Source organism: Streptomyces sp. DH41 (assembly GCF_029813785.1).
Lineage (GTDB): Bacteria > Actinomycetota > Actinomycetes > Streptomycetales > Streptomycetaceae > Streptomyces.
Genome location: NZ_JARVKY010000036.1, coordinates 16,575 through 38,010 on the forward strand (window position 1 = coordinate 16,575; position 21,436 = coordinate 38,010).

General features: G+C 71.8%; 19 protein-coding genes. 3 read left to right on the plus strand and 16 right to left on the minus strand.

Features of this window, described 5'->3' with window-relative positions; translation table 11 throughout:
* Window positions 1-135: 135 nt before the first annotated feature.
* The 13 genes from QC283_RS36290 to QC283_RS36350 form a co-directional block, all read right to left on the minus strand.
* Window positions 136-1,125: an alpha/beta hydrolase gene (locus tag QC283_RS36290; protein WP_279566046.1), complete on the minus strand. Its 990-nt coding sequence runs from the start codon at window positions 1,123-1,125 to the stop codon at window positions 136-138.
* A 227-nt stretch (window positions 1,126-1,352) separates the two neighbouring features.
* Window positions 1,353-2,258 (minus strand): alpha/beta hydrolase, encoded by a 906-nt coding sequence (locus QC283_RS36295; RefSeq protein WP_279566047.1) that lies wholly within the window; start codon window positions 2,256-2,258, stop codon window positions 1,353-1,355.
* Between the two features lie 148 nt (window positions 2,259-2,406).
* A complete protein-coding gene (kynU, locus tag QC283_RS36300; RefSeq protein WP_279566048.1) occupies window positions 2,407-3,666 on the minus strand; it encodes a kynureninase in 1,260 nt (419 codons plus the stop codon).
* Window positions 3,659-4,474 carry a tryptophan 2,3-dioxygenase family protein gene (locus tag QC283_RS36305; RefSeq protein WP_279566049.1) on the minus strand — a complete coding sequence of 272 codons (816 nt, stop codon included), beginning with the start codon at window positions 4,472-4,474 and terminating at the stop codon, window positions 3,659-3,661. The genes kynU and QC283_RS36305 overlap by 8 nt, the downstream gene beginning before the upstream one ends.
* 159 nt (window positions 4,475-4,633) lie before the next feature.
* Window positions 4,634-5,047, minus strand: coding sequence for a DUF3151 domain-containing protein (locus QC283_RS36310; RefSeq protein WP_279566050.1), 414 nt, complete (start codon window positions 5,045-5,047; stop codon window positions 4,634-4,636).
* Between the two features lie 136 nt (window positions 5,048-5,183).
* On the minus strand, window positions 5,184-6,215 hold the full coding sequence (fbaA, locus tag QC283_RS36315) for a class II fructose-bisphosphate aldolase (protein ID WP_279566051.1): 1,032 nt from the start codon (window positions 6,213-6,215) through the stop codon (window positions 5,184-5,186).
* Window positions 6,216-6,357: 142 nt separating this feature from the next.
* Window positions 6,358-6,906, minus strand: coding sequence for an orotate phosphoribosyltransferase (pyrE, locus tag QC283_RS36320; RefSeq protein WP_279566052.1), 549 nt, complete (start codon window positions 6,904-6,906; stop codon window positions 6,358-6,360).
* Between the two features lie 10 nt (window positions 6,907-6,916).
* Window positions 6,917-7,714, minus strand: coding sequence for an aldose epimerase family protein (locus QC283_RS36325; protein ID WP_279566053.1), 798 nt, complete (start codon window positions 7,712-7,714; stop codon window positions 6,917-6,919).
* An 82-nt stretch (window positions 7,715-7,796) separates the two neighbouring features.
* A complete protein-coding gene (locus tag QC283_RS36330) occupies window positions 7,797-8,657 on the minus strand; it encodes an SRPBCC domain-containing protein (RefSeq protein WP_279566054.1) in 861 nt (286 codons plus the stop codon).
* A 52-nt stretch (window positions 8,658-8,709) separates the two neighbouring features.
* Entirely contained in the window at window positions 8,710-9,516 is an 807-nt protein-coding gene (locus QC283_RS36335) for a response regulator transcription factor (RefSeq protein WP_279566055.1), read from the minus strand.
* Window positions 9,513-10,697, minus strand: a complete 1,185-nt coding sequence (locus QC283_RS36340) for a sensor histidine kinase (protein ID WP_279566056.1) — start codon at window positions 10,695-10,697, stop codon at window positions 9,513-9,515. Before QC283_RS36340 ends, QC283_RS36335 begins: the two co-directional genes overlap by 4 nt.
* Before the next feature lie 344 nt (window positions 10,698-11,041).
* Window positions 11,042-12,736 carry a polyamine aminopropyltransferase gene (locus tag QC283_RS36345; protein ID WP_279566057.1) on the minus strand — a complete coding sequence of 565 codons (1,695 nt, stop codon included), beginning with the start codon at window positions 12,734-12,736 and terminating at the stop codon, window positions 11,042-11,044.
* Between the two features lie 109 nt (window positions 12,737-12,845).
* On the minus strand, window positions 12,846-13,382 hold the full coding sequence (locus QC283_RS36350; RefSeq protein ID WP_279566058.1) for a DUF2617 family protein: 537 nt from the start codon (window positions 13,380-13,382) through the stop codon (window positions 12,846-12,848).
* Window positions 13,383-14,268: 886 nt separating this feature from the next.
* Here QC283_RS36350 and QC283_RS36355 point away from each other — a divergent pair.
* Window positions 14,269-15,471 (plus strand): pyridoxal phosphate-dependent aminotransferase, encoded by a 1,203-nt coding sequence (locus tag QC283_RS36355; RefSeq protein WP_279566059.1) that lies wholly within the window; start codon window positions 14,269-14,271, stop codon window positions 15,469-15,471.
* A 126-nt stretch (window positions 15,472-15,597) separates the two neighbouring features.
* Here the strand turns inward: QC283_RS36355 and QC283_RS36360 are convergent, their stop codons facing one another.
* On the minus strand, window positions 15,598-16,134 hold the full coding sequence (locus QC283_RS36360; protein ID WP_279566060.1) for a YbjN domain-containing protein: 537 nt from the start codon (window positions 16,132-16,134) through the stop codon (window positions 15,598-15,600).
* Window positions 16,135-16,272: 138 nt separating this feature from the next.
* On the opposite strand from QC283_RS36360, the gene QC283_RS36365 reads away from it, so the two are divergent.
* Window positions 16,273-16,803, plus strand: coding sequence for a hypothetical protein (locus QC283_RS36365; protein WP_279566061.1), 531 nt, complete (start codon window positions 16,273-16,275; stop codon window positions 16,801-16,803).
* Window positions 16,804-16,863: 60 nt separating this feature from the next.
* Here QC283_RS36365 and clpB read toward each other — a convergent pair whose 3' ends face one another.
* Both clpB and QC283_RS36375 read right to left on the minus strand, forming a co-directional pair.
* Complete coding sequence (clpB, locus tag QC283_RS36370) at window positions 16,864-19,461, minus strand: ATP-dependent chaperone ClpB (protein ID WP_279566062.1); 2,598 nt, start codon at window positions 19,459-19,461, stop codon at window positions 16,864-16,866.
* A gap of 320 nt (window positions 19,462-19,781) precedes the next feature.
* On the minus strand, window positions 19,782-20,117 hold the full coding sequence (locus tag QC283_RS36375) for a hypothetical protein (RefSeq protein WP_279566063.1): 336 nt from the start codon (window positions 20,115-20,117) through the stop codon (window positions 19,782-19,784).
* Between the two features lie 295 nt (window positions 20,118-20,412).
* Here QC283_RS36375 and QC283_RS36380 point away from each other — a divergent pair, with 295 nt between their 5' ends.
* Window positions 20,413-21,426, plus strand: a complete 1,014-nt coding sequence (locus QC283_RS36380) for a helix-turn-helix transcriptional regulator (RefSeq protein WP_279566064.1) — start codon at window positions 20,413-20,415, stop codon at window positions 21,424-21,426.
* The last annotated feature ends 10 nt before the right edge of the window (window positions 21,427-21,436 follow it).

The following is a 21,436-nucleotide window of genomic DNA, read 5'->3' on the forward strand; positions in this document are numbered from 1 at the left end:
CGCAGCTCCCGTCCGGGGGCGGTCCAGCGCAGCTCCCGTCCGGGTGTGGCTCGGCTCAGTCTCCTGCGGTCGGCGGGTCCGCGCCGCCGGCCCGGCGCGGCGTGTGGAGGACTCGGTCGTGTCGCTCGGGTCGTGTCAGTCATGGGTCACCTCCGTGGTCTCGCCCAGGGCGATCCGGGCCAGGTTCGTCAGGGAGACGGAGCCGGTGTCGAAGTAGTCGCTGTGGCCGCCGTCGCCGGCCGCGAAGACCCGGGCGCCGAAGTCCGGCGAGAGAGGGTCGGTGCCGAAGCCGACGGTGATGCCGAAGAGGTCGGCGCTGAGGTGCGGCACGTGTTCCACCCAGTCGTCGGCGCCCCGCGCCGCCCAGATCCGGGCGGCCGTGTGCAGGCCCGCGGCGGAGTCGTCGCCGGTGCCGGGGCTGCCGACCAGGGCTATGTCGGTGACGTCCAGTCCGTCGGCGGCGCGGGCGCACACGACCGACCCGTAGGAGTGGCAGAACAGGGCGACGCGGGTGCCGGGGCCGGCGACCCCGTGCAGGGTGTCGACCAGGGAGCGCAGCTTCGGGGCGGCACGGTCGGCTCTGCCGGTGGTGGCGACCGTGGTACTGACGGTGCCCGGTGTCTCGTAGCCCAACCAGGCCACGACCGCGGTACTCGTGCTCTCGGGTGCCTCCGCGGCGAGCTGCCGGTGCAGGGCGAGGGCGGCGGCACGGAACCGGCCGTACGTGTCGAGGTTCGTGTCGGAGCCCGGGACCAGGACGGCGACGCGGTCCGCGTGGGCCAAGTCGCCGAAGACCTCCGTGGCCAGTCCGGCGCCACGGCCGTCGAAGGCGAGAAGGCGCCGGGACGGGTCGGCCATCGAGCGGTCCGCCGCCGCACGGTGCCGGTCACCATGGGCGGAGGCCATCCGGGACGCCTCGGCGGCGTTGGCCCGGTTGGCGGCGTACGCCTCGTCCAGCGTGCCGGCCGTCGGGGCCGCGAGCGCGGCGGGGGCCGGTGCGGGTATCTCGGGACGCGCGGCGCCGGAGAGAGGGAGAACCACGGCACCACAGATGAGCGCGGCGAGGACAGAGCGACGCCATCTGTTCGCGCGCCGCCGCCAACGTACCGTCGTCCCGGGCCCCATGGCCTCTCCCCTCCAGCTCGCCCGACCATCGGGCTTGTCTGTAAGGGAAGTTATGAATCGCGTGAGGTAACCCGCGTCCCGCCAGGGGACTCATCTGCGGGGTAGCTCTCAAGTACTACGGGTACGGTCCTGACACGACCGAGAAACCGCACCTAGCTCATCTGAGCGGGCCGAGGACATCGCAAGGAAAAAGTTCACGCTTTTCCGCACCACCCCCTCCGCCACGCTCACCAAGCCAGCTGCGCGATCTCCTCCGCCACCACCGCGCACGCGTCCGCCGCCGGATCGATCAGCGGGTAGTGACCGACGTCCTCCAGCAGCGTCACGCCCACCACCTCGCCGGCCTTCGCCGCCGCGTCGGCATACGACTCGGCGACCTCCTGCGGAACATCCACGTCGGCACGGCCCTGGACCAGGGTCGTCGCGATCCCGGTGGGCAGCAGCAGCGCCGGGTCGGCGTAGGGCCGGCGCTCGGCGAACAGTTCCGCCCCGCCCAGGAACTGCCGCGCCGCACCGCCGCACACGTCGAGCTTGTCGGCGACCTCGAAGTCGGCGATCGGCGCGAGGGCGACGACACCACGCAGGGGCGCCGGGCGGTCGGTGCGCCATGGCGCGTCGACGGGCAGCAGGTGCCGGGCGGCCGCCCACAGAGCGAGGTGACCGCCGGCCGAGTGGCCGGTGAGCACGACCCGGCGCGCGTCGGCCCCGGGAAGGTACTGCCGCAACAGCGCCGGCAGCGCGTCCAGTGCGGCCGCCACGTCGTCGAAGGTGTCGGGCCAACGCCCCGCGACAGGGCCGTCCCCCTCCCCGCCCCGCCCGACGCCTTCCGCCCCACGCCGGTACTCCACACTGGCCACCGCAAGGCCCCGGCGGGCCAGGAAGCCGGCGAACGGGCTGACATGGCGGCGGTCGTACGGTGCTCGCCAGGAGCCTCCGTGCAGAACGACCACCATGGGAGCGGCACCGCCCGGGCCCTCGGATCCCTGCGGGGCGTAGAAGTCGATCACCTGGTCGGGGTGGTCGCCGTACACAGCGGTGCTGTCGGGATCGACCGCCGGGTGCGAAAAGGCCGATTCCTCCTCCGCGGCGCCCCTCGCGGCAGCGGTGACCGGTCCTGCGGCGGCGTCCGGCATGCTCAACCTCTCAGCGGCGAAACGGTGTTGGCTGACCGGGGAACGAAATCGGCCGTTGGCGGGACGGTATCAGGCCGGTGACGTGCGCCGACATGGGGATGTGACGCTGGGTGAGGGCCGAGCGTCCCGCCCGGTCCTCACCCGCCCGTCACACCAGCGTCTCCCCCAGCACCCGCGCCGCCCGCTCCACGTCCGCGAAGCCGACGTACAACGGCGTGAAGCCGAAGCGCAGGACGTCCGGGGCACGGAAGTCCCCGACCACACCGCGTTCGATCAGCCGCTTCATGACGTCACCGGCGTCGTCACAGCGCAGGGCGACCTGGCTGCCCCGCTCGGCGTGCGCCGCCGGAGTCAGGGACTCCACCCGGCCGTCCGGGACGTACTCCCCGACGCAGCGCAGGAAGAAGTCGGTCAGCGCCAGGGACTTGGCCCGCACCGCTTCCACCGACACCCCGTCCCACACGTCCAGCGCCGCCTCCAGAGCGAGCAGCGAGAGGATGTCCGGCGTGCCGACCCGGCCGCGCGGCGCGCCGGACGCCGGGGCGTACGCGGGCCGCATGCCGAAGGGCTCGGCGTGCGAGTTCCAGCCCGGCAGCGGGGAGTCGAAGCGGTCCTGAAGGCCGTGGCGCACATACAGGAACGCGGGCGAACCGGGGCCGCCGTTGAGGTACTTGTAGGTGCAGCCGACCGCCAGGTCGACGCCGTGCTCGTCGAGGCCGACCGGCAGCGCGCCCGCGCTGTGGCACAGGTCCCAGACGACGTACGCCCCCGCCTGGTGCGCCGCGGCCGTGAGCGCGGGCAGGTCGTGCAGCCGGCCCGTGCGGTAGTCGACGTGGTTGAGCAGGACGGCGGCGGTCCGGTCGCCGAGCGCCGCCGGCATCTCGGCCGGGACCACGGGGCGCAGGGCGCAGCCCGTCATCCGGGCCGCCGACTCGGCGATGTATCCGTCCGTCGGGAAGGTGGTGGCGTCGACGAGGATCTCGTCCCGGTCCGCACCGCTCCCCCGGCCCGCACCGCTCTCCCGGCCGACGCCATGCGCACGGCCGGCACCGTCGTCCTCTCCCGCCATCCGTACGGCCGCGACGAGCGCCTTGAACACGTTGACGCTCGTCGAGTCGCCCACCACGATCTGCCCGGCCGCCGCCCCGAGGAGCGGAGCGATCCGGTCGCCGATCCGCTCGGGCGCGGTCCACCAGCCGCTCTCCTCCCACGACCGGATGCGCAGCTCGCCCCACTGGCGGCGTACGACGTCCTCCACGCGCGCGGGGACACCGGCCGGGAGGGCACCGAGCGAGTTGCCGTCCAGGTAGACGACGTCGTCCAGGACGAACCGCTCACGCAGTGCCGCCAGCTCGTCGGCGGCGTCCAGCTTCTCGGCCTCAGCCGCGAGTTCGGAAATCTCAGACATACGACCGCGCCGTCCACAGCTCGGGGAACACATTGCCGCGGGCCCGCTTCTCCAGCCAGGCCACCCCGGCGGAGCCACCCGTACCGGTCTTGGAGCCCATCGCGCGGCGGGTGGCGACCAGGTGGTCGTTGCGCCAGCGCCACACCAGTTCGGCGACGTCGGTGAGCGCCTCGCCGAGGCGGGCCAGCTCGCCGTTCTGGTCACCCGCGTAGACGGCCGTCCAGGCGGCCTCCACCTCGGGCGCCGCCTCGTACTTCCGGGTGACGTCGCGCCGGAGCACGGCGTCCGGGATGTCGTACCCGTGCCGGGCGAGCAGCCGGACCACCTCGTCGTACAGGCTCGGCTCATGCAGGGCCTTCTCCAGCTCCGCGTGGACACGTGGGGAGCCGCGGTGCGGGACGAGCATGGACGCGGACTTGTCACCGAGCAGGAACTCCAGACGGCGGTACATCGCCGACTGGAAGCCGGACCCCTCGCCGAGGGAGCTGCGGTACGAGTTGAACTGGGCGGGCGTGAGGCCCGCGAGCGGCGTCCAGGAGGCGTTCAGCGCCTCCAGCTCCCGCACCGAGCGCTTCAGCGCGTCGGTCGCCACCTGGATCCGGTCCTCGCGCAGGGCGCGGGCGGCCGTCTCCCACTCGTGGACGATGACGGTGAACCACAGCTCCATGACCTGGGTCGTGACCAGGAAGACCATCTCTCCGGGATCGTCGGAGAGGGTGTGCTGGAGGTGGGTGAGCACGTCCGCCTTGACGTAGTCCTCGTACGGCGTGCTGCCCTCGAAGTCGAGATTCGGGGCTTCGTGGGACATCGCTGTCTCCTGATGTGCACTTCGGGTAGCGGTCCGCCCTGCCGTTACCGACACGGGGCCCCGGTCCCCAACGTCATCCTCCGCAATCGTCGCAGGAAACCGCAAGGCCCGCCTGCGCACGGCAGACGGGCCAGGGGACGTGAGGTGTCGGGTCCCGGGTCAGCCCAGTACCTCGGCCGCCGTCGGCGAGGAGTCCTTCAGGAACTGGCTGCAGCGCTCGTACTCCTCCTTCTCGCCGATCGCCTGGGCCGCGCGGGCGAGGGCGTGCAGGGCGCGCAGGAAACCGCGGTTCGGCTCGTGCTCCCAGGGCACCGGGCCGTGGCCCTTCCAGCCGCTGCGGCGCAGGGAGTCCAGGCCGCGGTGGTAGCCGGTACGGGCGTACGCGTACGACTCCACGACGCCGCCCCGCTCGAACGCCTCGTCGGCCAGCTGTGCCCAGGCCAGCGAGGACGTCGGGTACTTCGCGGCGACGTCGGCGGGCGAGGTCCCGCCCGCCAGCAGCTCGCGCGGCCCCGGGTCGTCGGGGAGGTGGGTCGGGGGCGGTCCCCCGAGAAGGTTCTCGTGAATGGCCATGGGCACAAGTCTGCGTCATGCCGTCGGCATACGTACGCGGGCCCGGCACCTCAGGAGAATCCTGAGCTGCCGGGCCCGGCGCGAACGACATGGCGCGGACGGCGCGCGGTGGCCGTCGCTTGATCCGCGGGGAGCGTTACTTGATCTTCTGGCCCGCCGAGCGCAGGTGGCCACAGGCCTCGACGACGCGCGCGGCCATGCCGGCCTCGGCCAGCTTGCCCCACGTGCGCGGGTCGTAGGTCTTCTTGTTGCCGACCTCGCCGTCGACCTTCAGGACGCCGTCGTAGTTGCTGAACATGTGGTCGACGACCGGACGCGTGAAGGCGTACTGGGTGTCCGTGTCGATGTTCATCTTGACCACGCCGTTCTCCAGCGCGGTCGCGATCTCCTCGGCGGAGGAGCCGGAGCCGCCGTGGAAGACGAAGTCGAACGGCTTGCTGCCGGCCGGCTGACCGTACTTCGCGGCGATGCCCTCGTTCAGCTCCTTGAGCAGCTCGGGGCGGAGCACGACGTTGCCCGGCTTGTACACGCCGTGCACGTTGCCGAAGGACGCGGCGAGCAGGTAGCGGCCCTTCTCGCTCAGGCCCAGGGCCTCGACGGTGCGGACCGCGTCGTCGACCGTCGTGTAGAGGGAGTCGTTGATCTCGTGGGAGACACCGTCCTCCTCACCGCCGGTCGGGGTGATCTCGACCTCGAGGATGATCCTGGCGGCGCGGGCGCGCTCCAGCAGCTCCTGGGCGATGGAGAGGTTGTCGGCCAGCGTCTCGGCCGAGCCGTCCCACATGTGGGACTGGAACAGCGGGTTGCGGCCGGCCTTGACGCGCTCCTCGGAGACCGCCAGCAGGGGACGCACGTACCCGTCGAGCTTGTCCTTCGGGCAGTGGTCCGTGTGCAGGGCGACGGTGACGTCGTACTTCTCGGCCACGATGTGCGCGAACTCGGCGAGGGCGACGGCGCCGGTCACCATGTCCTTGCTGTGCTGGCCGCCCAGGAACTCGGCACCGCCGGTGGAGATCTGGACGATGCCGTCGCTCTCCGCCTCCGCGAAACCGCGCAGGGCCGCGTGCAGCGTCTGGGAAGAGGTCACGTTGATGGCCGGGTAGGCGAACTTTCCTGCCTTCGCCCGGTCCAGCATCTCGTTGTAGACCTCGGGAGTTGCGATGGGCATGTCCGCTCCTTGTATGTGCGGGGGGCGTGATTGGTGCTTACGGCCCTGACCTAGACCTGGGGGGCGACGTCATCGTCGGCCCCATCCTTCCAGACGACGCGGGATACTCCGAGTGGACGTCCGTCCCGGCCCCGGGGCCGCCTCAGTCCAGGCCCAGCTCGTCCTTGTCGTACGCGTACCGGTACGGCACCCCGGCGCCCTCCTGGATCTTCTCGGCGGCGCCCGTCGCCCGGTCGACGATCGTCGCCACGGCCACGACCTCCGCACCGGCCTCGCGCACGGCCTCGACGGCGGTCAGCGGCGAGCCGCCGGTGGTGGAGGTGTCCTCGACGACCAGGACGCGGCGGCCCCTGATGTCCGGACCCTCGACGCGCCGCTGCAGACCGTGCGCCTTGGCGGCCTTGCGGACGACGAAGGCGTCCAGCTTGCGGCCCCGCGCGGCGGCCGCGTGCAGCATGCTCGCGGCGACCGGGTCGGCGCCCATGGTCAGCCCGCCCACCGCGTCGAAGTCCAGGTCGGCGGTCAGGTCCAGCAGCACCTGCCCGACCAGCGGCGCGGCCTCGCCGTCCAGGGTGATGCGGCGCAGGTCGACGTAGTAGTCGGCCTCGAGACCCGAGGAGAGGGTCACCTTGCCGTGCACCACGGCCTTGTCCTTGATCTGCTGCAGCAGCGCCGCGCGTACATCCGTCATGTACGTCAGCTTAAAGGCGCCGCCAGCTCCAGGTCGTCGTGGCCTCCAGCGGCTCCAGGGGCGTGACCAGGCGCGGGAGGGTGTTCAGGCCGTTGGGCGGGCCGGTCTGCGGCTCCACACAGACGGCGGCCTCCTGCTCGTCGTAGACGACGGCCCACTGCTCCGGGCTGGTCACCCTCAGTTCCAGCCGCTGGGGCCAGGTGAGGGTGACGTCGACACCGTCCGGCATGCCGAAGCAGTCGTCCCAGGGGCCCGGCTTCGGCTCGACGCGGTCGCCGGTGGGCAGGTGGTCGTCGCCGCGCTCCTCCTGCCAGGCGGGGTCGAAGGCGATCGCCACACCCGCGCCGTCCTCGCCGCCCAGGGTCCGGTTGAACCACGGGTGCCAGCCGATCTGCGCCGGGAAGGACGAGTCGTACGTCTCCACGGCCATTGTCAGCGTCAGAGCGTCCTCGGCGAGCGCGATCACCTGGGTGACACGGCCGGTGTAGGGCCAGGGGTCGGTCAGGTCGTACGTGATGACGGCCTCGTCCCCGGTGACACGGGCGGTGTGCCAGGCGGCGTCGCGGGCGGTGCCGTGGATGGCGTGCGGCGGGGAGTTGAGCGGCATCTGGCGGACGGCGGCGCCGTCCCGGAAGCGGCCCTCGCGGATCCGGCCGCACCAGGGGACCATCGGGAAGCAGCCGTACCGCTCGCCCTGACGGAGCAGTTCCGTGCCGCCGACGCGCAGCCCGCCGATCCGGCCGCCGTTGCCCGGCAGCACGGTCGCCTCCGCGTCACCCGCGGTCAGCGTGATGGGTTCGTTACTCACCCCATGACCCTACTGGGGTGATCAAGGGCGCCCCACCCGGCCGGGTTCGGAAGCGGTTCGGTCCGACGACTGCGACGGCTGTTCAGTGGCGTCTGCGCAGCGCGCGGCCCAACACGATCGCCGACGCCACGATCAGCGCCGCCGCGGGGGCGGCCCAGCGCAGGGGGGCACCGACCGCGCTCGTCTGGGGCGCGGGGACAGGCGCGTACCGGCCACGCGGCGGAGCGTGGTCCACCTCCTCGGCGCTGCGGCCGATCATCGTGCGGCGCGCGTGCGCGGCCTCGGCGGGGGGCTCGGGGGCTTCGGGGGCGGCGGGGGCGGCGGGGGCATCGGGCGGTCCCGGGGCGCCTGGGGCTCCTGGAGTACCCGGGGCATCCGGGGCTGCCGGGACAGCCGGCTCGTCCCCGACGCCCTCGTCCATATCCGTGTCCGTGTCCGTGAGGGAGGGCGGAGGGACCTCGGTGTCGAAGATCGAGGTGCGCTGCGGTTCCGTGTCCGCGGCGGGCCGTTCCTTCGGCTCCTCCGCCGCCGTGCCCAGGTTCTCAGCGAACCGGGTCAGCAGCCGGGCCGTGGCCGACGTCACCGACTCCTCCGGCAGCTCCGTGACGCGCCCGTCCCCGGTGGCCGTCCCGGTGAACGCGAGGGTGGAGCCGCCGTCGGCATCCCGCACGCGCAGGGTGAGAGCGAGCGTGACCGTGCCGGTGCCGCGCGACTCGGTGGCGTCGCCTTCGACGGCGTACGCCCCGTCCTCCCGGGCGGACAGGCGCAGAACACCCCGGTAGGTGATGGAGTGACTGCCGATACGCACCTTCAGCCGTCCCGCGACGGGCTCGGCCCCGGCGTCCTGCTGGAGCCCCGGAACCGCCCGGGCGACCCGGACGGGGTCGGCCAGCACGTCCCTGAGCCGCTCGGCCGGAACCGGAACGAACACCTCATGCTCCATGTCAGCGCAGCCTACCCAGCGGGCGCCCGCTACACCCCCCGGCCGAGCAAAGTCACCCGCGGCCTCCCATGCCTCCTGTGTCTCCTGCCCCTCCCGTATCGCCAGCCCCTCCCATTGCGCCCGGCGTCACCAGTCCCGACTCGTACGCCACCACCACCGCCTGCGCCCTGCTGGTCAGGCCCAGCTTGGTCATCGTGCGGTTGAGGTGGGTCTTCACCGTGGCTTCACTGATGAACAGGCGGTCGGCGGCATCGGCGTTGCTCAGGCCGCGGGCCACCAGTTCCAGGACCTCGGCTTCGCGGGTGGTCAGCGTCGTCAGCCCGGGCGGCGGGCCGGCGTCCGACGGCGCCGGCCGCCGCGTGTCCGACATCTGCGTGAACGCCTCCACCAGGCGCCGGGTGACCGCGGGAGCGAACAGCGCGTCACCCCCGTGCACCGCGGTGACCGCGGCCAGCAGCCGTTCGGGGCCGGCGTCCTTGAGCAGGAAGCCGGAGGCCCCGGCGCGCAGGGCGCCGTACACGTACTCGTCCAGGTCGAAAGTGGTCAGGACCAGGACGCGGGGCGCCGGGTCCACCGCCTCGGCGAGGATCCGCTCGGTGGCCTCGATACCGGTCATGCCGGGCATACGGATGTCCATCAGGACGACGTCCGGCCGGGTCCGCGCGGCCAGCGCCACCGCTTCACCACCGTCGGCCGCCTCACCGACGACCTCCATGCCCGGGGCCGCGCGCAGCAGCGTGGCCAGTCCGCTGCGGACGAGGAACTGGTCGTCGACGACGAGCAGCCTTATCGGGTCGTCGTGCGGCCCGTCCAGCGGGCGCTCCCCCGGCCGGTCCGTCGGGCGGTCTGCGTCGGTCATTCCCTGACGGCGTCTCCCCGGCGTGCGGTCTGTACCGGCGTCGGCAGGGTCAGGCGCACGCCGAAACCCCCCTCGCTGCGCGGGCCGACGGCGATCGTCCCGCCGTAGAGCTTGGCCCGCTCCCGCATTCCGATCAAGCCATGGCCACCGCGCTCGGGAATTGTGGCCGAATCCGCCCCCTCCCGAACTCCCTCGCGGGCACTTCCTCCCGAGCCGTCGTCGGTCACCGACACAGCCACCTCGCCCGCACGGTAGGCGAGCTCGACGGTGGCGCACGCCCCCGGCGCATGCTTGAGCACGTTGGTGAGGGCCTCCTGCACGACCCGGTAGACGCACAGCTGGACGCCGGGCGGCAGGAGCCTCGGTGCGCCGGTGACACGTAGCTCCACCCCCACGCCGCCGGAACGCACCCGGGTGACCATCTCGTCCAGCTGGTCGAGACCGGGAGCGGGGGCACCGACCGCGCCCTGGACACCGTCGGCACGCAACAGGCCGAGCATGCGGCGCAGTTCGGCCAGGGCCTCGCCGCTGGCACCCTCGATGGTGTCCAGGGCGCCGCGTGCGGTGGGGGCGTCGGAGTGGAAGACGAAGCGGGCCAGTCCGGCCTGGACGTTGATGACGGCGATGTGGTGGGCGACCACGTCGTGCAGCTCACGGGCGATCCGGACGCGTTCCCCGGCGACCTCGCGGCGGGCCCGGTCGGCCTGTTCGGCACGGAGCTGCCGGGTGAGTTCGCCGGTCCGGCGGGCGACGTACCCGAAGCGCCACAGCACCAGTGGGAAGCCCACGGCCTGCCCCACGACCGACGCCATCGCCTCGGCGTCGCTGATCACCCCGGCGTAGACCCAGACACCGGCGAGCAGGGCGGCGCACGCGGCGGCGGTACGGGTGGGGCGCAGGGAGGCGACGGTGTAGACGGCGAGCATGGGACCGAACGAGCCGACCACGGGCCAGTAGTCGAGGGTGACGTAGACCGCCCAGCAGGCGTGCACGGCGAGGCAGACGGTGACGGGGGCCCGGGTGCGCAAAGCGAGCGGGAGGTTCAGCAGGGCGACGAGCGTCCAGGCGAGCGGATCGAGCGCGGGCCACCCCTGGGCGACGGCCTCGGTACCGAGCAGGACGGCCACGGTCGTCAGCGCCGCGGCGATCAGGCCGTCGGCCGCCAGGAGGTGCGGGCGCATTGCGGCAGCGTAAGTCCGTCCGCCCGGCGGCGGCGTCATCCTTCCGCCGTACCGCGGAAGTTGCAGGAACCGGGCGCCTACCGCGCTGGGTTGGGTCCCGTATCCACCCACTGCGGGATTCCGGGGCGGCCGGGGCGGCCATAGGTTCTCGGTGCGAACGATCCGCAGGGGGGTGTGGCGGCCCGTCCCGTACCCGGGGGAGGGCCGGGCCGCCGCACGGGGCCCGTTGTCGGGGCTCACACGGGGGTCGTACGGGGTGGGGCGGCGGCCCGTGCCGGGGGGCGCGGGGCGCGGGGGCGCCCTTCGCCCTCTCACCCCCCCTCTCGCCTCTCTCCCCGGCGCGCTCAGTACCGCGGATGCACCAGCGTCGACGGCGGCAGGCCGGTGATCCGGGTGCGGGACGCGGAGCGGGCGTCCTGGGCCAGAGTCGGGGACGTGAGGGTCTGCGGGCGGGGGGCCGTCGGGTCGAGGCGCAGCACGGGGGACCTGCGGGCTGCCAGGAGGAAGCCCCAGTCCCGGGGGGCGTGCGAGGTGGCGGCCGTGCGGTCGGGGCCCGGCGCGAAGCCGGTGTCCCGGGCGTCGACGCGGTAGGGGGCGGTCCGCAGACCGGCCGCGCGGAGCGTCGCGTCCACCGTCCAGAAGGCCCGGGGGCGTGCGACCACCGGGCCGGCGTGCACGACCAGCCGCCCGCCGGGGGCGAGCAGCCGCCGGAGCAGGCCGTAGAACTCCTGCGAGTACAGCTTCGTGCTGGCCGTGATGCCCGGGTCGGGCAGGTCCGAGATCACCACGTCGTACCCCGCGGTGGGTGTCGAGCGCAGCCGGCGGAAGGCATCCGCCGTGGTGACGTGGGTGCGCGGATCGCCGTAGGCGTGCTCGTTCAGCGCGGACAGCCCGGGGTCCTGCCGGGCCAGCCGGGCCAGCCCGGGATCGATCTCGACGACGTCGACGCGGCGCACGTCCGGGTGGCGCAGCACCTCACGCGCGGCGAGGCCGTCGCCACCGCCGAGGATCAGTACGCGCGCGTGCGGGCCGCTCATCACGGGGTGCACCAGGGCCTCGTGGTAGCGCCGCTCGTCGCTGCCGCTGACCCTCAGCCGGCCGTCCAGGAACAGGTCGAGGGGCCGCCCGTCGGTGTCGCCGGTCAGGACCACTTCCTGCACGTCGGTCTGGACGGCCACACGGACGTCCTGGCCGTACACCGCGTGCCGGGCGGCGCGCTCGAAGTCGTCGGCGAGGACGGTCGCCGTGGCGAGGAGCGCGAGCACGACGACGTTGGCGGCCAGCAGCAGCCAGCGGGCCCGGCGGGTCATGTCCCGCCGGAACAGTCCGAGGACCAGGGCGGCGCCGACGACCGCGTTGACGGTACCGGTGAGCAGCGCGCCGGTCAGCTGACCGAGGAAGGGCAGCAGCACGAACGGGAAGGCGAGGCCACCGACGAGCGCGCCGACGTAGTCCGCGGCGAACAGGTCGGCGACGGCACCGCCGGCGTCCTGGCGGCGAACGCGCTGGATCAGCTCCATCAGCAGCGGCACCTCGGCGCCGATCAGCACGCCGATGGCGAGTGAGAAGGCGACCAGGAGGAAGCGCGGGCCGTCGGCCCACAGACCGCCCCAGCCGCCGGTCCAGGCGAAGACGGCGTACAGCACCATCGCGCTGGAGCCGCCGACGAGGGCGAGGACGGCCTCGACCGCGCCGAACCCGGCCGCCGCGAACCGGCGCAGCCGTTTGGCGGCGAGCGAGCCGAGACCCATGGCGAAGACCATGACGGACAGGACGACGGACGCCTGGGTGACCGAGTCACCGATCAGGTAAGAGGCGAGGGCGACGAGTTCGAGTTCGTACACGAGCCCGCAGGCCGCACAGACGAACACGCCCGCCAGGACCAGGAACCGCCCGGTGGCCGGCCGGACGGGAAGCCGCGCCGGCGCCCCCGGCCCTTCCGGAGGATCACCGGAGGGGCCCGGGGGGCCACCGGAGCCGCCGGAGTCGCCCCAGGACGGCGGTGAGCCGGGCAGGGCAGGCGCGTGCGGTTCGATCACGAGGTGACGTTACGTCACTCCCGCACTGCGCTTCGTCACCCACACGTGTGAAACTGGCGTTCCGTTGGACACCGCAGGTTTATCCCGCCCGGGACCGCGACGCGCCCACTCACACCCCGGACGGGCTGAGCTGCGACGTCGGCACCCGGACACCCACCCGGGTGCGGGTCGCCACCAGGTGGCCGTCCTGCGGGTAGGCGTGCCAGGTCCGCCATTGCACCTGCCCCTCGCAGCGCTGGGCCAGCAGCGCGGTGAAGGCGTGCGGGCTGCCGGGGAAAACGCCGGCCAGCCCCTGCGGGTGATCGGCGACCAGAGCCAGCAGCTCCTGGGCGCGCCCGGCGAAGGAGCCCGGCGTCAGCACCTCGACGCGGGCGGCGAACTCGTACTCCCAGTCGCCCACCCGCTTGGCGACGCCCAGCGGGAGGGGGGTACTGCTGCCGGGAATGCACGCCACTGTCTCCGAACAGCTGCCCTGCTCCTCCTCGAGCAGGACTTGGTGTGAGGCCCCCAGGAGTCTCAACTGCATTTTGGCGCCAGTCAGTTCGAGATCGAGACTGGCGAGCGCGGGCAGCGGCTCGCGCCCCAGGGCCCAGGCCAGGTCGGCCGCGCGCGTGTCGGTGTAGGCGGTTTTCAGGGTCGTGAGCATGGATCGGCTCCGCAAGCACACAAGGAGAGGAAGGTGTGGGGCCTGCGCATCCCGGCCACTGCCGGGGATGCGGCCCGCTCAGCCCAGTCGGCCGGTCAGGAGGGGGGTCAACAGGTCGTCCGAGGAGCTGCGTTGGTGATGGAGAGGGAATCATGAACTGTGGCACCGCCACAGTGTTTTTACCCAACTTCGTGGGGTTTCCATCCCTCAGGGGGCTCCACAGCTCAACTGTTCAACCAGAGCGCACACCCCGCCCGAACAGCGCGCGCCGGTGCGTGAGAGCGCCCACCGGGTGTGCTTCCCGGCGGGCGCTCGTGTGGGACGCGGGCCCGCCCCAGGAGCGGGCCCCGCGACGGGGATGCGGTTCCCCCCGCGGGAGCTCAGCTGCCCCGTGTCAGCTGCCTCCACCGCATCCGCCGCCGCCTCCACCCCCGCAGGACGAGCCGCCTCCGCAGGAATGGCCCGAGTGGTGCCCGTCGGAGGACGAACCACCGTCTCCCCCGCCGGCCCACCAACTGTTCGAGCTGTCACCGCCGCCCGACGACCACGAGTGCCGGCCCCGCTTGCGGCCCGCGGACGGACCGCTCCGCGCGCCGGACCTCCGCGCTCCGTTCAGCAGCGCTCCGATCACCAGGGCGGCGAACACGATCAGGATGATGCCGGTGACCATGGCGTCACCCTCCTTCCACTTCCCGGGCTCGCACCCGGAGTCCCCCGAAGCAACCCCCCGTTGGGCGCCCCGCTCTCTGTACGAAGCTCGACACCGAGCTCGATGTGACCTTGTCGAAGCTCGGTGAAGCTCATCGCGTGAACGGGAGATGCCCCTCGCCGCCACGCCCCAAAGCAGAGTTGAGGAACTCCAGAGCTTCGGCGCAGGATGACCGGCATGACCCCCAAGAGCTCCAGCGCCCGCCCCTTCCTCAACCGCCGGCTCGCCGAGTTCGGGACGACGATCTTCGCCGAGATGTCCGCCCTGGCCGTGAAGACCGGGGCGATCAACCTGGGCCAGGGCTTCCCCGACACCGACGGTCCCGAGGAGATCCGGGAGGCCGCCGTACGGGCACTGCGCGACGGACGCGGCAACCAGTACCCGCCGGGCCCCGGCGTCCCGGAGCTGCGCACCGCCGTCGCCGCCCACCAGCACCGCCGGTACGGCCTGTCCTACGACCCGGACACCGAGGTCCTGGTCACCGCCGGAGCCACGGAGGCCATCGCCGCCTCCCTGCTCGCCCTGCTGGAGCCCGGCGACGAGGTCGTCGCGCTGGAGCCGTACTACGACTCGTACGCGGCCTGCGTCGCGATGGCGGGCGGCACCCGCGTACCGGTGACCCTGCGCCCGGGGACCACGGACGGGCGGGCGGCCTTCCGGCTGGACCTCGACGAGCTGCGCGACGCGATCACCGACCGCACCCGACTGCTGCTGCTGAACACCCCGCACAACCCGACGGGCACGGTCCTGACCCGTGACGAACTGGCCGCGATCGCCGAGCTGGCCGTCGAGCGGGACCTGCTGGTGGTGACCGACGAGGTCTACGAGCACCTGGTCTTCGACACGGCCGAGCACATCCCGCTCGCGTCCTTCCCGGGGATGCGCGAGCGCACGGTGACCATCGGGTCAGCGGGCAAGACGTACTCCTTCACGGGCTGGAAGGTCGGCTGGATCACCGCCGCGCCCGCACTGGTCACGGCGGTCCGCTCGGCCAAGCAGTACCTGACGTACGTGGCCTCCGGGCCCTTCCAGTACGCGGTCGCCGAGGCCCTCGCGCTGCCCGACTCGTACTTCGCCGCCTACCGCGAGGACATGCGGGCCAAGCGGGACCTGCTGGCGACGGGCCTGGAAGAGGCGGGCTTCGGCGTCTACCGCCCCGCCGGAACGTACTTCGTCACCACCGACATCCGCCCGCTCGGCGAGAGCGACGGCTTCGCCTTCTGCCGCACCCTGCCGGAACGCGCCGGGGTCGTCGCCGTCCCCAACGCGGTCTTCTACGACCACCGGGAGGCGGGCGCCCCCTTCGTCCGGTTCGCGTTCTGCAAGCGGAACTCCGTACTCGAGGAGGCCGTACGGCGGCTGAAAACCCTGACCGGATGAGCCGGGGGGGTCGAGAGGGGGAAAGGGAGGGGGGCATGGGCCGGGGGCCGGAACGGCGAGAGCCCGGCCCCGGCACACGACCTCGGTGGGTCGGCGCCCGGCCGGGCTCTCCTCACGCAGGGCGGACTATTCGCCGTCCTCGTCCGTCGGCTTGTCCGACTCGTTGACCTCCTGCTCCAGGCCGAGCTGCTCCACGAGCCACCGGTCGAACTCGATGGCGGCCCGGACCCAGCTGACCGTCGAGGAGACGAAGTGCTCCAGGCTGACGCCCATGCCGATCAGCATCTGGGCTTCGCCGATCAGGCGGACCGTGCCGTCGTCGTGGGTGTGGGAGTACACCTTGGGCCACAGGGTGCGCCGGTTCCAGTCGTCGATCGACTCCAGCAGCTGGGGCTTCTCGTCGATCTGGTGGGGCCGGTCGTAGAACGTCCGCACCGAGAAGACCTGCTGGTCCCCCTCGCCGCGGAACATGAAGTACGTACGGAACTGCTCCCACGGCGCCGCGAGGTCACCCTCGTCGTCGACGACGTACTTCAGCTCCATCTGTTCGAGGAGCTGCTTCACAAGATCCTGATCCGGGACGACGGGGCCCGCCGGTCCTTGGGACTGCGGCTCGGGCTGCTTGCCCCCGAAGTTCGGAATCGAGGACGGGTCGATGGTCACCGTGAATTTCCCTTCGTACGGATCTGGCCATCCTCTCCCATGCGGGGAGGGGCGTGGCAAGCCCGCCGTGGCCCTGTCAGCCCTGGGCTGACATGATCCGGCCGGTCGGGTGGACGTACGGCGGACGGAGGCGGGTACGTGAGGCGGACCCGGAACGCGGCGGTGGTGCCCGAAGGCGGCGAAGTGGTGCCGCGGGGACGGACCAGGTGGTGGCTTTTCGCGGCGCTCGTGACACTGCCGGTGCTCGTTCTGCTCCCCTTGCTCCTCGTTCTCGTGGGCGTCGTCCTGGCTGACGAGGACGACCCGGGCGGTGGCCGGAATTCCGACCACGTCCCCTGCTCCGAGGCGCTCGCGTTCGGCGGCGCCGCCCTGCCGGACGGCGCCCGGCCCGTCGGAAAGTGCACGCTTCAGGGTTTCCAGGACACTCACTACGGCGCGTCCTTCCGCATGCCGCGCACGGGTGTCCAGGCCTGGCTGGCGCACACCTACCCGGACGCCCCGGCACCGGAGACGGAGTTCTGCGCGGGGGACGCCGTCGACCTGTGTCTGGATCTGGGCTACGCACGGGGCCTGCCGGACGGTGTGCGGGCCCATGCCGTGGAGGTGCGGGTCGTGTACGAGGACGACGCCCGGACGGCACTGGTGCGGTTCGCGGCGTTCACGACGTGACGCACGACGGCCCGCCACCCACCGGGGAGGGCGGGCGGCGGGCCGTGCGTCACGTCGGGGCTAGAGCGTCTTGCCGCTCGCCGGTCCCACGATCAGGTCGTCGCCGACACGGTCCACGCGGACCGTGTCGCCGTCCTTGATCTCGCCGGAGAGGATCTCCCGGGCGAGCCGGTCGCCGATCGCGGTCTGCACGAGGCGGCGCAGCGGCCGGGCGCCGTACGCCGGGTCGTTGCCCTCCTCCGCCAGCCAGGCCAGGGCCTCGTCGGTGACCTCCAGCGTGAGCCGGCGCTCGGCGAGGCGCCGGGCCAGGGCGCCGATCTGGAGCCGCGCGATCCGGCTCAGCTCCTCCTCGGACAGCGCCGAGAAGACGACCAGGTCGTCCAGCCGGTTGAGGAACTCCGGCTTGAAGGACGCCCGGACCACCTCCAGGACCCGCTGCTTCTTCTCCGCCTCGCCGGTCGTCGGGTCGACCAGGTACTGACTGCCGAGGTTGGAGGTGAGGACCAGGATGGTGTTGCGGAAGTCGACGGTGCGGCCCTGGCCGTCGGTGAGGCGCCCGTCGTCCAGCACCTGGAGCAGGATGTCGAAGACCTCGGGGTGCGCCTTCTCGACCTCGTCGAGCAGCACGACGGTGTACGGGCGCCGCCGCACGGCCTCGGTCAGCTGGCCGCCCTCCTCGTACCCGACGTATCCGGGCGGGGCACCGACCAGCCGGGCGACGCTGTGCTTCTCGCTGTACTCCGACATGTCGATGCGGACCATGGCCCGCTCGTCGTCGAAGAGGAAGTCGGCGAGCGCCTTGGCCAGCTCGGTCTTGCCGACGCCGGTCGGGCCGAGGAAGAGGAAGGACCCGGTGGGCCGGTCCGGATCGGCGATCCCGGCGCGGCTGCGGCGCACGGCGTCGGAGACCGCCCCCACGGCCTCCTTCTGCCCGATGAGCCGTTTGCCCAGCTCGTCCTCCATCCGCAGCAGCTTCTGCGTCTCGCCCTCCAGCAGCCGCCCGGCGGGGATTCCGGTCCAGGAGGCGACGACGTCGGCGATGTCGTCGGCGCCGACCTCCTCCTTGACCATGGTGTCCTTCGCGACCTCTTCCTCGGCCTCGGAAGCGGCCTCCAGGTCACGTTCCAGGGTCGGGATCTCGCCGTACAGGAGCTTGGAGGCGGTGTCGAAGTCGCCGTCGCGCTGGGCGCGTTCGGCCTGCCCGCGCAGTTCGTCGAGCTTCTCCTTCAGCTCGCCGACGCGGTTGAGGGACTGCTTCTCCTTCTCCCAGCGGGCGGTGAGGCCGCGCAGCTCCTCCTCCTTGTCGGCGAGGTCGCGGCGCAGCCGCTCCAGGCGTTCGAGCGACGCGGCGTCGGTCTCCTTGCCGATCGCCAGCTCCTCCATCTTGAGCCGGTCGACGGCGCGCTGGAGTTCGTCGATCTCGACGGGGGACGAGTCGATCTCCATGCGCAGCCGCGAGGCCGCCTCGTCGACGAGGTCGATGGCCTTGTCGGGCAGGAAGCGGGAGGTGATGTACCGGTCGGACAGGGTGGCGGCGGCCACCAGCGCGCTGTCCGCGATCTGCACCTTGTGGTGCGCCTCGTACCGTCCCTTGAGCCCGCGCAGGATCGCGATCGAATCCTCGACGGTCGGCTCGGCGACCAGTACCTGCTGGAAGCGCCGCTCCAGGGCGGGATCCTTCTCGATCCGCTCCCGGTACTCGTCCAGCGTCGTGGCACCCACCATGCGCAGCTCACCGCGCGCGAGCATGGGCTTGAGCATGTTCCCGGCGTCCATGGCGGAGTCGCCGCCGGCCCCGGCCCCCACGACGGTGTGCAGCTCGTCGATGAAGGTGATGATCTGCCCGTCGGAGTCCTTGATCTCGGCGAGGACGGTCTTCAGCCGCTCCTCGAACTCGCCACGGTACTTGGCCCCGGCGACCATCGCCCCGAGGTCCAGCGCGACCAGCCGCTTGTTCTTGAGGGACTCGGGCACGTCCCCCTTGACGATGCGCTGGGCGAGCCCCTCGACCACGGCGGTCTTGCCGACGCCGGGCTCGCCGATGAGGACGGGGTTGTTCTTGGTGCGGCGGGACAGCACCTGCACGACGCGCCGGATCTCCTGGTCCCGCCCGATGACGGGATCGAGCTTGCCCTCCCGGGCCGCGGCGGTGAAGTCGGTGCCGAACTTCTCCAGCGCCTTGTACTGCCCCTCGGGGTCGGCGGTGGTCACTCGACGCCCTCCCCTGGCCTTGCGGAAGGCCTCTTGCAACTTCTTCGCACTGGCACCCTGCCCCTCCAGTACCTCACCGGCCGCGCCGCCCTTCGCGGCGATGCCGAGGAGCAGGTGCTCGGTGGAGAGGTACTCGTCCCCGAGATCCTTGGCGCGGGCCTGGGCGTCGGCGACCACGGCGAGCATCTCACGACTGGGCTGCGGCGGCGCGACCGTGGACCCCGTCACGCTGGGCAGCCCTGCGACGATGCGCTCGGCGCCGGAGCGCACGGCGGCGAGGTCGGCCTCCACGGCGGCGAGCAGATCGGTGATGTTCTCGTTGTCCTGCCCCTGGAGCAGGGCCAGGAGCAGATGGGCGGGGGTGAGGTCGGCGTTCCCCTCGGTCACGGCCCGGTTGCTGGCCGCGTTGATCGCGTCCCGGCTCCGGTTGGTCAGCTCGGCGTCCACGTTCTGGCTTCCCTCCTCGCGTCGGCCGTCGGCGGTCGGCCGTGTCTCCCTGTGCTGACTCAGACAACGTACACAAAGTTGAGTCTATTCCACTCAAGGAAGAAACGCGGGCACGGCTTGCCACCGCGCGACCACCGCGCTCCCCTCTGTGGGTGCCCACGCGACGCGAGAGGATTTCCAGCCAGGCCGGCGACGGGGAAGTAAAGGGTGGTACTCCGAAATGTCACCGCAAACGACAGCGGCGTCACCGTGTTCAGGTCACGGTGACGCCGCTGCCGGGGGGAAGCACCTGAGCGATCTGTTGCGACGGGGGAATCGCGTCAGGCACTGCGGGGGGTGGCTGAGATGGTCCTCACTTCGGGGATCTCCGGCTGCGCGAGCCGGTGGTCCCTCTGGTCCAGGTTCACAAAGATCATTCCGTACCGGATGGCACACCGCACGGGCTGCGGCGCCCCCCGAGGCCGCCGCAGACACCGGTAGGCGCGTACGTCGCCGTCCTCGTCCAGCGTGACGACGACCGGCTCGCCGAAGACGGTCACCATCAGGGAGTCACCGGAGTGGGGGATCGCGGTGACCAGGTCGATGAAGTGCCAGCCGGAGCGGTAGGCGGTGGCCATCTCGCGCCGGAAGGAGCGGTCGTCGGGTGGTGTGGTCATCGCGATCAGTCCCACACGGTGTCGGCCGGTAGAGCCACGGGCTCGCCACCCGTTACCGCAACCGCCGCCGAGTAAGCACCACCCGGCTCGTGCTCGCCGCTCGTCCCACCGGAGAGGCTGGCCAGCGCACCGAAGGCCACAACGGTGGAGAAGGCAGCAACAAGCACCGAGCGAAGCATTCTCATACGCATAGTCGGCTTCGTCCTCACTTGATGGTCCCTCGTTCCCCCGTCCGATAAGACGATGGCTCATTCAGGCACGTCATGGCCACACAATCGGTGCATCATGTTCCTGCATGTTCAGGACCCTGGGGGGTGGATATTCAGTGACAAAAGGGACTAATCCGGAGCATCCCCATTCGCCATCCGAGTTGTGCGCAGAGGGACGCCGCCTCTACGCAGACGCTCTCAGGGCTGGTCGGGTACTCAGGGGCGACGTCGAACCCGTTTCTTGCCTGCTGGACCTGGCACTGCTGCACCTCGATCCCGACGACGACGAGTGGATGCGACCGGTGCCGCCGTCGGTAGCGCTGGCCCAACGGCTCAATCCGATCGAACGTAAGATCACCGCGCAGCGGCGACAGTCCGTAGCCTTGGCCGAACTGTTCGAGCCGTTCATGGACATCAGCGCCCAGGAAACGAGCCCTGCTCACTCCATCACGGTCCTGGAAGGCCTCGATCGCATCAACGCGGCACTCGACCTGGCAACAGCACAGTGCCACACAGAGGTACTCACGGTTCAGCCAAGCAGCCACCGGCGCCCCGAGAACCGGCTGCTGGAGGGACTGGAGCGAGACAGACCCCTGATCGAACGGGGCGTACGGATCCGCACCCTCTACCAGCACACCGCCCGGCACAGCCCGGACAGACTCGCCTACGCGGATCAGTTCACGGACGGGAAGGTGGAGTACCGCACCATCGACGAACTCGTGGAGCGGCTCATCATCTGCGACGAGAGCGTGGCCTTCATTCCCGTCCGCGAGGACCGGCAGGTCGCCCTGGAGCTCCGGCATCCCGGCCTCGTTCAGTACCTGGTGCGGGTCTTCGAGTTCATATGGAACCGCGCCGTGCCGCTGAGCGCCGGCGCTCCCTACGAAGCAGACTCGGGTGGTATCACGGAGATCCAGCATTCAATCGCGAAGCTCCTGGTGGAAGGCCACGTGGACGAGGCCATAGCCCGCCGCCTCGGCATGAACGTGCGCACCTGCCGGGCACACATAGCCAAACTCGCCCAGGCCCTGGGCAGTGGAAGCCGCGCCCAGCTCGGCTACCTCATCGCGCAGTCGGGAATCCTGAAGCAGGACCACTGAGCCCCGAGGA